The sequence below is a fragment of the Gracilimonas sp. genome, from assembly GCF_017641085.1.
GTDB lineage: Bacteria > Bacteroidota > Rhodothermia > Balneolales > Balneolaceae > Gracilimonas.
The window spans coordinates 749,643-762,389 of sequence record NZ_JAEPPI010000003.1 but is presented as its reverse complement, the minus strand read 5'-3'; the positions used below and the strand labels follow the sequence as shown (position 1 = coordinate 762,389).

Annotated in this window: 10 protein-coding genes; all 10 read right to left on the bottom strand. The window is 44.8% G+C overall.

Annotated features, from left to right (window positions below):
* Positions 1-9 precede the first annotated feature (9 nt).
* The gene (locus JJ941_RS14365; protein ID WP_290966656.1) at positions 10-618 is read right to left on the bottom strand and encodes a protein-tyrosine-phosphatase; all 609 of its coding nucleotides are present in this window, start codon (positions 616-618) and stop codon (positions 10-12) included.
* A 12-nt stretch (positions 619-630) separates the two neighbouring features.
* Positions 631-1,536: an arsenite methyltransferase gene (locus JJ941_RS14360; protein ID WP_290966653.1), complete on the bottom strand. Its 906-nt coding sequence runs from the start codon at positions 1,534-1,536 to the stop codon at positions 631-633.
* 39 nt (positions 1,537-1,575) lie between these two features.
* Entirely contained in the window at positions 1,576-1,908 is a 333-nt protein-coding gene (locus tag JJ941_RS14355; protein ID WP_290966650.1) for a metalloregulator ArsR/SmtB family transcription factor, read from the bottom strand.
* 279 nt (positions 1,909-2,187) lie between these two features.
* Entirely contained in the window at positions 2,188-5,100 is a 2,913-nt protein-coding gene (locus JJ941_RS14350; RefSeq protein ID WP_290966648.1) for a T9SS type A sorting domain-containing protein, read from the bottom strand.
* A 40-nt stretch (positions 5,101-5,140) separates the two neighbouring features.
* The gene (locus JJ941_RS14345) at positions 5,141-8,008 is read right to left on the bottom strand and encodes a TonB-dependent receptor (protein ID WP_290966646.1); all 2,868 of its coding nucleotides are present in this window, start codon (positions 8,006-8,008) and stop codon (positions 5,141-5,143) included.
* A gap of 129 nt (positions 8,009-8,137) precedes the next feature.
* Positions 8,138-10,231, bottom strand: coding sequence for an ATP-dependent zinc metalloprotease FtsH (ftsH, locus tag JJ941_RS14340; RefSeq protein WP_290966642.1), 2,094 nt, complete (start codon positions 10,229-10,231; stop codon positions 8,138-8,140).
* A 127-nt stretch (positions 10,232-10,358) separates the two neighbouring features.
* Positions 10,359-11,387, bottom strand: coding sequence for a thiamine-phosphate kinase (gene thiL, locus JJ941_RS14335; RefSeq protein ID WP_290966639.1), 1,029 nt, complete (start codon positions 11,385-11,387; stop codon positions 10,359-10,361).
* Positions 11,388-11,460: 73 nt separating this feature from the next.
* Positions 11,461-11,907, bottom strand: coding sequence for a biopolymer transporter ExbD (locus tag JJ941_RS14330; protein WP_255135033.1), 447 nt, complete (start codon positions 11,905-11,907; stop codon positions 11,461-11,463).
* Positions 11,908-11,913: 6 nt separating this feature from the next.
* Positions 11,914-12,456, bottom strand: coding sequence for a biopolymer transporter ExbD (locus JJ941_RS14325; RefSeq protein WP_290966636.1), 543 nt, complete (start codon positions 12,454-12,456; stop codon positions 11,914-11,916).
* A 12-nt stretch (positions 12,457-12,468) separates the two neighbouring features.
* Complete coding sequence (locus tag JJ941_RS14320) at positions 12,469-12,735, bottom strand: hypothetical protein (protein ID WP_255135035.1); 267 nt, start codon at positions 12,733-12,735, stop codon at positions 12,469-12,471.
* Positions 12,736-12,747 lie beyond the last annotated feature (12 nt).

The window sequence follows — 12,747 nt, the reverse complement described above, 5'->3', positions numbered from 1 at the left end:
TAAATTTTTTTAGACCTTGCTCATCATATAAAACATCTCTTTAGCAATCTGAAAACATCGTTCATCATAGGTTTCTTTCTCTTTATCGGTGCCGTCTGATTCTTTTGGATCACGGTAGGTAACAGCAATTCTGAATTCGGTACCGGGCACAAACGGGCAATTCTTATCCGCATCGGAGCAGGTCATTACAGCCGCAAAGGATGTATCCGGGTTGACATTATCATCAAATTTCTTGGAGAAACAGGTAAGCGATGCTGCTTCTTCACTAAATGTGATCTGATAACGGGGATTACCACCACCGGGGTTATCAACTATGAATCCGGCTCTTTCAATAGCTGCCACCGCCCTCGTATTAAAGGCTGTTGCTTCAGTCCCACCTGAATAGGTTTCAATATTATCAATCCTATAATAATGCGCAGCCGCTGCAGTCCAGATTTGGGCGAGGTGACTCCGCCGGCTGTTATGCGTACAAATGTAGTTCAGTTTAGCTACCTGATCGTTCTCTGTCTTTGTTTTGATATAAGCAGACAGTTTCTTCAGGTTTTCCTTTCTTTGCTCAGGAATGGAATCGTAACCGGATTCCAGCTTTTGAATGTATTCTTTCAGTTTACTATACATCAGATAAGAAACTTAGCAGCATCCCGAACCGGGCTCGCAAGCATTAGCGTTGGCATTTCCAAGCATCGTCACAGCTTCCTTTTTCTCTGATTTACCTTCCCCGGCTTTACGGGCAAAGACAGTGATGCTGTAAATACCAGTTCCGCCTGAGTTAAATTCGGCCATTTCATGCTCAGCTAAATACTGACTTAGAATATCCTCGGGAATCTCAATCGGTTTTTCCTTCTGGATGGTGATGTCTTCAAATCCGGCTTCTTTGATATAGCCCAGATAGGTTTCTTTTTGGATGGCGCCGGCTACACACCCTGCATACATTTCGGCATCTTCCCGAAGGGCTTCCGGGAGATCTCCCTCCAATACAATATCAGAAATACTGAAATGTCCGCCGGGTTTAAGCACCCTGTGAATTTCGGTAAATACTTTTTCTTTGTCGGGAACCAGGTTCAATACACAGTTGCTGACCACTACATCGGCTACATCATCAGAAACCGGCAGTTCTTCTATATCCCCATATCGAAATTCTACATTATTAAACCCAAGCTTGTCTGCATTTTGCCGTGCTTTAGCAATCATCGGTTCTGCAAAGTCAATGCCCAGCACCTTTCCTTCTGCCCCGGCCTCATGCCTTGCTACAAAACAATCATTGCCGGCTCCGGAACCCAGGTCAATTACATAGTTCCCTTTCCTGATTTGAGCAAATTGAGTTGGCAGCCCACAACCCAAACCTAAATCTGCATCAGCATTATAGCCCTCCAATTCACTGTAATCATCTGTCATGATGTTATATACCTTGGTGGATTCTCCCCCTGCCCCACAACAGGAACGAGCGTTATAATCTTTAGCCTGTTCGCTGATCTGGCTGTATTTCTTCCGAACCGTTTCTTTTAGCTCTTTGGGTGATTTTTGATGTGTTTTCATAATTGGGAAATTTTGAATTGGGGGATTATGAATACCTATTTAACAGCAATTTGGGTTCTGGGTCGTCAGATCTTTTAACAATGATTCCATCACGTTTTTTAATTCAGCTACATTATCTTCATCCAGGCAATAACAGGTTCGGACTCCGTCGATCTCACCTTTTATAATTCCCGCAGACTTCAATGCTTTCAAATGCTGGGAAACGGTGGATTGAGCCAGGGGTAGCTCTTCGGTGATATCTCCACATATACAGGTATTTCGCTTTGCCAGTATTTCAAGAATAGCTATACGTGCGGGATGAGCCAGAGCTTTTGCAAACTCAGCAGCTTTCACCTGTTTTTCGTCGAATAATTGTGCTTTTGTGAGTGCCATAATCGTATATCGTAATTGTACGATTAATGGTACGGTAATATCTGTTGAGTGTCAACAACTTTGTTACCGAGATTTATAACGAACATATCGTCTCACGGCAATTGCACAAGATCCAGATTCTTGCCTCCGCAGAAATGACGTAAAGGTTAAGTAATCCCTGCAATCCTTAAATTCAATAATCTGTGGTCAAAAAAAAGAGAGCCCCGGTTCCCCGGAGCTCTCTCTGATCAGCACACCTCACAGTGATGTGAGACGTTTATGTGAGTAGGAATAGGTTAATTACTTAATCAGTGTCATCTTACGCGTTATAGCCACATTTCCACTGGTTAAGCGATAGATGTACAATCCACTTGAGAGATTGCTTGCATTAAAGTTCAGGGTATTCATACCTGACGAGAACATTTCTCTGTTTGCAAGCGTAGCCACTTCACGTCCCAGCATGTCATACACCTTCAGTGTTACCTGCTGCGCTTGTGGCAGTGTAAAGCTGATTTGTGTAGTTGGGTTGAATGGGTTCGGATAGTTCTGGTTCAGAGAAACCGCATTTGGCACTTCGGCAACCGGTTCTTCTGTATCCGTAACTACGCCGTCTCCCAGGAAGCCGTAAGCGTCCAGAGCAGTCCATCCTGCTGCCCAGTTAGTACCATCGAAGGCTCCAACGTAATTTGTGCTGTAGAACCAGCTATCTCCCATCGATCCGGCTGCTCCGTAAACAGGGCTTGTTGGAACAGGACGAGGATCCAAACCTCCGTCAGTAGTCCGGCTGATACCAATCAGTTGTGGGTCGGTCACTGAGTTTCCGTTTTCATTCAGCATGGTAGCTTCGTAATCGTTGGTAGCAATTTCAGCAATAGTTGAACCCGTACCGAAGTCAAAGAAGAAGCTGTTGTTGATATTGAGTGAGTCTGCTTCCAGTCGGGCACGTGAATCGAAGTCATCTACGCCATCTACATCTTCTACGCGAAGGGCATTGCCCGGGTGGTCGGTAAATACAGAGTTGGCGTAAAGAGCCCCGGTGTTATCACGAAATTCCAGCATTTGTCCCGGATCTCCGGATGGTGTTGAGGATGAACCCGGTCCAATATAGGTAGCATTTGCAATTACCGGGTAGGCGAATGGCGTACCGGTTTCATCTCCGCCAGCTCCATCCATTTCTGCTGAACGACCTGCTTGGTCACTATCCTGAATTACAAACCAGAATTGTCCTTTTCCACGGAAGCCCTGATCCCAGTCAAAAGCGTCATCATTGTTGAAAGCGGAAATCAGGTAACGGGTGTTTACTGTTCCACCGAACCACTCGTATCCGTCATCACCTGAGGCAAATGACTCAACATACTCGATAGTTGTACCGGCACCTACTCCACCTAAAGTCAGTCCCTGAATCTCATTACCTGAACTGGATCCAATGTTGATTCCTGTGTGTCGAATCGATACATATCGAAGTACACCGGAATCATCCATGTCGTCTGTACCACCGTATCCTACCAGTGCAGGATCAGACTCAATCTCATTTACACCTTCGATAGTAGCTTCAACGGTATTGTTTGTTGAAGCGCGGCCAAGAATTACTACACCGCCCCATTCTCCAACATCATCTTTTGTTAAGTTGGCATCCTCTTCAGCTGTAAATACAATAGGGTTGCTTGGAGAACCTTCAGCAAAAATTCTGGAATCGCGAGTAATTACTAACCCGGAAGCATCAAGATCCTGACCGGCTGCCCCGCGAACGGTGGTTCCGGCTTCGATATAAAGATCAGCACCGTTGGTTACGAAAATCATCCCGTCCAGAAGATATTCGTTGTCTGCAGTCCAGTATGTATCTTCGGTAATATTGGCTGAAACCGTTACCATTCCAGCTGTGCCTTCAGCTGCCAGGTATCCGTATTGATCCAGGGCAGTCCATCCGGCTAACCAGTTGTTACCGCCAAAAGCACCTTTGTAAGCTACATTACTGAAGAAAGCATCATTTGGAATTTCTGCTCCCTCAAGAACATCAGCATTGCCCGGACACGGGTCTAAACCTGCATCATCGGTTCGGCTAATTCCCCCTAACTGAGGATCTGTAACGCTATTGCCGTTTTCATTCAGCATGGTGGCTTCGTAATCGTTGGTAGCCATCTCGGCCAGGGTATTTCCTGTACCAAAACTGAAGAATACACTATTATTGATGTTCAAAGAATCTGCTTCGAGACGAGCTCTTGAGTCGAATTCATCAACACCATCCACATCTTCCACGCGAAGGGCGTTACCGGGGTGGTCGGTAAAGATGGAGTTAGTATAAAGAGCACCTGTATTGTCACGGAACTCAAGCATTTGTCCCGGATCTCCGGATGGAGTAGAAGTAACACCAGGTCCTACATAGGTCGCGTTGGAGATAACAGGATAGGCGAATGGAGTACCTGTTTCATCTCCTCCGGCTCCGTCCATTTCAGCAGAACGTCCGGCCTGATCACTGTCCTGAATCACAAACCAGAACTGACCTTTTCCACGAAAGCCCTGGTCCCAGTCAAAGGCATCATCATTATTAAAAGCAGACACCAAATATTTGGTATTTACTGTTCCACCGAACCACTCGTATCCGTCATCACCTGAGGCAAATGACTCAACGTATTCGATGGTAGTACCGGCACCTACTGCACCTAAAGTCAGTCCTTGAATTTCATTACCTGAACTGGAACCAATATTGATTCCTGTGTGACGAATAGATACATAACGAAGAACACCCGAATTGTCCATGTCGTTATCTCCACCATAGCCTACAAGAGCAGGATCAGACTCGATTTCATTCACACCTTCGATAGTCGCTTCAACAGTATTATTTGTTGATGCACGGCCAAGAATTACAATACCACCCCACTCACCAACATCATCTTTGGTTAAGTTGGCATCATCTTCTGCTGTGAAGATAATTGGGGAATCAGCAGTTCCTTCAGCGAAGATTCTGGAACCACGGGTAATTACCAGTCCGGAAGCATCAAGGTCTTGCCCTGCTGCTCCGCGTACTGTAGTTCCGGCTTCGATATAAAGATCTGCACCGTCGGTTACGAAGATCATACCATCGAGCAGGTATTCGTTGTCAGAAGTCCATTCGGTGTCTTCCGTTATGTTAGAACTGACAGTCACTGTTGTTTGCGCCATCGCAAGAGCGGGAACAATCATCAATGCTGCAATAAGTAGCGTTACTTTTTTCATTTGTACGTTTTGGTTATTTGGGATTTGAGTTAAAGCCTCTTTAAATCTTGTATTTAATGCCCAGAGAAAATGTACGTCCACGCTTATATCGCTGATAGAAATATTCGTCACCATTAAAAGATTGTGACTGAATGATATACGGGTCCAGAATATTGCTCACCTTAAAGCTGAGCTCGAAATGATCAGCAATGGTTTTGTTTGCGGTGAAATTGAGAGAGCCATATCCTCGTTCATAGATATCGGGGGTGGCACCCTCAGAGATAATCCCCAATCGGTCTCCAAAGTAGTTGTAACTCACCGAGGAGTTGAATTCGATGTCAGGGTTCGAGTACCCCAAATCAAAATTGAAGAGGAAAGGAGATTGGCCCTGCAGTTCCCTGGTATCTTCTGCATCAGGTTTTGCATTTCGAATAACAAGCAGTTCTAATTCAGGAATGTCCACATAAGAGCGTACCAGCGTATAGTTGGTAGCTAATGAAAAGTGCCGCAGATTCTCTGTAAGGAAGCCCAGATTTTTGCGGACTTCTAGTTCGAGCCCATACACACGCCCTTCTTCTACATTTTGAATGGAGAGTGCGTCATTCCCGATATCCGTTCTGATTACCCGCTCTAAAGGATTTTTCAGTTCTTTATAGAACCCGCTTACAGCCAGTATTTCACCCGGACCGGTGAATAATTCCCAGCGAAGATCATAATTGGTAATCAGCGTGCGCTTCAGGTTTTCATTCCCCTGAAATAATAATCCCCCTACAAAGTCGAAGGTGATATAAGGTGCGAGCTCCCTGAATGTAGGCCGAGCTACCGTTTTGGTATATGCTGCACGGATATTCATATTATCGGTGAGGCTGAGAATACCATTAATGGAAGGCAGATAATCGGTATTGGAGATTGAACCAACCGCAAGCGATGTATCCTGGCTTACCACTTCAATATCAGCCTGTTCAAGCCGCACTCCCCCAATTAGCCTGAACCAATCGGTAACGGGCAATTCGGTCATTAGATAAGCAGCAGAAACGGTTCGTGTGGCGTCATAATTACTTCTGGGGGTTGAAGCATTCTGTACATAGTTTCCAAACTCCGGCCGGCCACTGTTGCTGTATCCTAAGATTCCCAGTGAATCAAAAAACGCATCCACATTCCCTTCCACATCGTTCAGGGTGAAGTTCTGTGTGTCGGTATAGAAGTCAAATCGTTGTTCTCTGAAATCACGATCAACATCAACAAGGTTACCACCAAACTTGATGTTACCTGCCACTCCGTTAAAGGAATTAAAAGGAATGGTTACATCCACACCAACTGAACGGTTCGACTCTTCCAGGTTCCGGTAAAAACGTCCGGGTCGCTGGAAGTTATTGGTTGGGCTTGAATGGAGAATTGCCCCTGATGGAAAAGTATCCACCTGCGTGGTGAAGTAACGCAAATCAGGTTCATCCTGAATATTGGTTGCACTTGCGGCTTTCCACTCTATGGTAGTTTTGAGAAAATTCTCGAAATAGCTCTTACCGCTTAACTGAAATGAAGACAGACTTCGCTCCGTATATTGAACCACGCGAGTTTGGAAAAGAGCATTGGGGATGTCGTACTGAAAACCTTCTAAATAGCGACCTTCGCCGGTACCGCTTTGAGTTCTCAGGAAACGTGCGGAAACTTTATGCGCATCAGACAGTCGATACGATAGTGTTGCCATTCCACCCCAGTCCACGTTGCGCTGGCCTTTGATGTCAGTCACATCAAGCCGGCGAAACAGCTGCTCAGAATCGTCGAAATTACCAACCAGGTCGTATCTTGATACCACTCCGTCATCGTAACCGGAATACCCCTGGCTGTATGAAAAGCTGGCCGTGTATCCCAGGTCGTTCCCTAAAAATGGAACCTGATTCCCGATGGAAATACCATAACTCTGGTCCATCACCCCATACTGCTCACGGGGACGAAACTCGTTGTTGAAAGCATTTGATAAACGATCGAGTGTTTCTGCAGCTTCCGGATCATTGCGGGTATCACGCAGGGTTGGAAATTCTTGTCCGCTTTTTATAAAGTCACGGACTTCCTGAGGGACTCCTCTTCTCCCTCCGTCAAAACCCAAATAATCGGTACTGCTTGGATCTCCTATTACAAGGTCTGTGAACGTAGATTTGGTATTGAACCCTGTTGAGGCAGAAGCCTGGAATGAGAATTGCTCTGGAAAATCTTTGGTTGCAATATCTACTAACCCCCCGCTGAAGTTACCCGGTTTGTCCGGAGTAAAGGTTTTCAGGGTTACGATGTTCTCCAGAAGATTGCTTGGAAAAATGTCGAGCTGAAAAGATTTCCTGTTAGGATCTGCTGAAGGTAGTTCTGATCCGTTCAGGTGGGTACTGGTGTATCGGTCTCCCAATCCCCGGATGAATACATATTTACCATCCACTACAGAAGCCCCAACAACTTTCTTTAGGGCTCCGGCTGCATCTCCGCTACCGCTGCTGGAGATACTTTCAGCAGAAATAGCATCGCTGAATGAAATGGCTTTTTGACGCTGCCTGAGCAACCCGGCTTCATTATCCAAAATAGCTTCGGCCGTAATAATTACGTCCTCGAGCTTTTCGGTTTCGGGTTGTAGGGTAATATCCAGCTTGGTTACTTCGCCGGAATTTACCTCTACGCCGGTTATGATTTGTTTTTGAAAAGAAATGTAACTGACTTCAAGGGTATAACTGCCCGGTTCAATATTCTTGATGGTATATTGGCCATCAAGATTTGTGGAAGTACCTATAGTAGTTCCCTGAAGTACTACATTAACTCCGATAAGAGTTTCGCCGCTTTCGGCATCTACAACGGTACCGGTGATGGTACCTGCATCCTGCGCTTTTAGGTTATACGAAAAAGAAAGCGCAAAACAAACGAGTGCTGATATTATGTGTGTTTTCACGTGTGCTGATATGTTTTAGTTTTGCTTTCATAATGCACTGCAAAACTAAACCTCAGCCTTTGCGCTACTGTTAAGGAGGCGTTATCCTTTGTTTACCTGTAGATTATCTCAATGTTAATAGCCACCCTTTCAGGCCTTGGAATCTTCTGTGTCGTTTTTTGTCTCTTCTTTTGCCTCTTGAGTATCCTCAGATTCAACTATCTCAGCATCAGCCACATCAGATTTTTCTTCGTCTTCTTTCTGAACTCCATTTTTCTTGGAATCAGAGCGTGGCTCGAAAATTCCATCCGGATATTTTCCGTGCGGACGATCACCCAGCAGGTCCCTCAGGGCGTGGTGGTCAAGAACTTCTCTTTCAAGAAGTGCTTCAGCCAGTTTTTCGAGCTCATCCTTATGCTTCTTGAGCAACTCGATAGTTCGGTCATGATTAAGGTCAATAATCTTACGCACTTCTTTATCGATTTGCTCACTGGTCTGCTCTGAATACTTTTTATTGAATCCGTAGCTGTTCTCCGGGTTCTGTGAATCTTTCAGAGAAATATAACCAAGCTTCTCACTCATACCGTATTCGGCAACCATAGCAAACGCCATCGTTGTGATACGCTCAAGGTCGTTTTGTGCACCGGTAGAAATTCGGCCAAAGATGATTTCCTCAGCTACTCGCCCACCAAGCAGCGCACAGATTTTGTCGTTCAATTCCTCGGTTGTCATGAGGAAGCGTTCTTCAAGCGGAGTTTGTAAAGTATAACCCAACGCGGCTAAGCCACGTGGAACAATACTTACTTTCAACACCGGGTCGGTATGCTCCAGGAACCAGCCCACAACAGCATGGCCGGCCTCGTGATATGCCACAATTTTTCGTTCGTCCGGACTAATCAACTTATTCTTACGCTCCAGTCCGGCAATTACCTTCTCAATAGAATCCTGGAAGTCTTCCATCTCAATGCTGTTCTTCTCACGTCGGGCTGCCAACAGGGCAGCTTCGTTACAGAGGTTGGCCAAATCGGCACCGGCAAAACCGGGAGTTTGAGATGCTAACACTCTCAAGTCAATGTTATCCGAGAGTTTTAATTTTTTGGTGTGAACCCTCAGGATTTCAACTCGTCCGTTTAAGTCAGGCTTGTCAATCATAATCTGACGATCAAAACGCCCCGGGCGTAACAAGGCTGAATCAAGAATATCCGGGCGGTTGGTGGCCGCCATCAGGATCACCCCTTTGTCAGAGTTAAATCCATCCATTTCACTGAGCAGCTGATTCAACGTGTTCTCCCGCTCATCATTTGAACCCATTGCCATTCCTCTTCCACGGGTACGACCAATGGAATCAATTTCATCAATAAATATAATACATGGCGCTTTTTCCTTGGCTTGCTTGAACAAGTCACGAACTCGGGCTGCACCCACTCCTACAAACATTTCTACGAAGTCTGAACCACTTAAGCTAAAGAATGGCACGCTGGCCTCTCCAGCTGTTGCTTTGGCAAGCAATGTTTTACCGGTTCCCGGAGGGCCCACCAACAGGACGCCCTTAGGTAGCACCCCACCAAGCTTGGTAAACTTCTGTGGGTTTTTCAGGAATTCTACAACCTCTTCAACTTCGGCTTTGGCTTCCTGAAGTCCTGCCACATCTTCAAAAGTAACTTTGGTTTCTTTTTGCTGATCGTAGAGAGAGGCTTTATTCTTTCCAATATTGAGAACTTGCTGCCCGGGATTCATTTTTCTGAAAATGAATATCCAGATTACAATCAATAGCGCAATTGGGATCAGCCAAACGAAAATACCGCTGAACCAATCTTCTTCAATCCGAACGTCATACTCAACAGCGTTGGAATCCAGTACGGGACGAATTTCATCCCCGCGCAGCATAGTGGTTCTGAATTTTTTAAAATCTTCAACATTTTCTGTAGAAAACGGGAGATTGTTGCTGTCTTCCTGTGCCGGGCGATTTATAATTCCATCGGAAATGGCTTTATCAGAATAGACCCCGGTTACATCCACTCCATTGGTGATTGTTATTTCACTTACATATCCATTTTCAACATGTTCGAGAAACTTGCTGTATTTAATTCTGTTTCCGGTGTCGGGAGAAAAGAAAAGTACTTGTGCAAGTAGAAGTACGAAGAATAATACAAATATGCTCCAGGTAGGAAATTTAGGGGAGTTACCGCCTTTTTTGCCGTCTGGCTTTACTGATTTTTTTTGATTTTGGTCTTTTTGCGCCATTAAAACAAGCTTATAAAATTATCTTAGACTATAATATAACGAACCTTACACTCAGATGAGTTTACCAGATCGAATTATCTTTATTGAACCGAACTAACTCTTGGCAAAAAACGTGCCACTGACTTTATTATGACAAATCATCAAATGAGACCACGTCGCCCTCTGCCGTCTGCATTTTCATGCCCTCTTCTTTGGGTACCATGCGCCCTATTACTACAAAATCATTAAAATGATTAACGAACTCTTCCACTTTCTCTTCCGACAAAGTGAACATAAGTTCCAGATCTTCCCCACCAAACAGCGCATAATGATCCACGTCTTCCTGCATTTCGTCGGCTACCTGACGGGTTTCGATTGCTATAGGCAATGCTGCCTGATAAATGTAGGCTCCAAGATCAGATGCCTCGGAAACAGAATTGACTTCACTAACCAGCCCTTTGGTGATATCGATCATTGAGGTGGGTATAAAGTTCTTTTCTCTTAACGTATCCACAAGATCTTTTCTTGCTTCCGGCACCAGTTGTCTCTTAACCACAAACTGATAATCTCCCAGCTCGGGCTGAATAGATTCATCGCCATGCTCTTCCCAGAATTTCTTTTCACGCATTAGAATCCGAAGTCCGGCAAGTGCTCCACCAAGATCCCCGGTTATACAAATGGCATCGCCTTCATTGGCACCTTTACGATATGTGATGTGTTCTTCATCTACTTTACCATAAACGCTAATGGAAACCACCAGGTTGGCGTGATTAGCTTTCAGGTCGCCACCAACAACTTCAACTTCATGGAGCTTACCGGCTGCATATATTCCCTGATATAAATCTTCAACCATTTGGACAGACATTCGGTTGGGTACGGCAAGATTCACCAGAACTGCCTCAGGTTTGCCATTCATGGCATAGATGTCACTTACGCCAGCCGAAAGTATTTTATAGCCAAGGTGATTAAAAGGAGTGTAAGTAGGATCAAAATCTACTCCCTCAACGTAGGTATCGCTGGAAAGAAGGGTCAGGTTTCCGTCATCTTCTTTAATTACGGCAGCATCGTCTCCAATAGATTGCGTTACCTTTTCGTTTTTGAAAGCATCATAGTTTGAAATCTTTTCAAGAAGCCCTTTGCTTCCAATGCTTTGTATCGTTTGAAATTCTTCAGACATAAAGAGAGGGGTTAAAATAAAAAAAGGCACCTGCACCACTGGGTACAGCTGCCTTAATCTTTAAAAAATATAATTAAGGTTCGCGACGTGTAGAGTAGTTTATACGAAACGTGCTGGCCTGCTTCAATTCTTCCTGAACGTCGGTGAGAAGTCCGAACTCGGAGTTCTCATCCACACGTAAAGACACAATTAATTTAGGCTGTTCGCGAAGCTTGTCGTACATCAGCGTTCTTATTCCGCCAATATCTTCAACGATAGCATCATCAATCTGAACCTTATCTTCACCAAGTTTATTACCCGGAAGTCGTTCCGGCCCGATATATACATAGGAAAGAAGTCGCTTTTGCTCAATCTTTTCAATGTTTTCGGCCTGGGTAAGATTAACACGAACCTTTAATGTCACTTCTCTCAATACGGTGGTTACCATAAAGAAGAAGAGTAACATAAATACAACATCCGGCATGGCGGAAGTTGGCACTTCCTGCTTACTGCCTGCATTCTTCTTTTTAAAATGAGCCATGATAGATTATTCGTTAGGTTCTGCTATTGAGATTTTCTTCGGATACATATCCTTTACCTGCTCTTGCTGAGGACTGTCTTCTTCGAGAGCGCCATATGGAACACCATAATTAGCCCTTGAAGCTTCGTCTCTAAGATCCTTGTAAGCGCCCATTACCTCATCTAACATATCAACATAAATGCGGTAAGGAGTTTCGCGTTGGGTTCTGATAGAAACAATCGCCAAGTCGGGAGTTTCAGCCAGATTCGGATCTTGTGTTGGATTCTTAATGAACTCAATCAACCGAGCTTTTACTTCACCAAGTTGATAGAATTCTTCGTCCATCACAATTCGTCCTTCCTGATTTACAAGAATATTCATCAGGTTTCTTTCTTTAATGGGTGGTGGTTCCACATCATCTTCCAATGGTGGAGGTAGCACCAACCCAATTCCGGTATCAACGTTAATCGTTGTTGTTACCAGAAAGAAGATCAGCAAGAGAAAGGCGATATCGGCCATGGAAGATCCATTGATCTCCGCACTTTCTCTTTTTCTTTTTTTAAGTAGCATATTGCGTTCCTACTAAAACTTAAATGTTCCGCGAAGTCCGGTAAGGACTATCGCTGCAACCATACCAAGCATCATTAGAGCTGCTGTCATCACTCCGGCATCAGAAAACTCGCCGGATATTGCATATGCAATTCCGAAGACAACAAATGGGATGGCCATCATTCCAATCTTTTTGTAGTCCTGCTTGCCCATTACCAGGCTTCGTACTCCGGCACCGGCCATAGTGACCACACCGAGAACGATTAACCCGAGAGCAAGTCCGACACTAATTGCAACCATATCTATATCCTT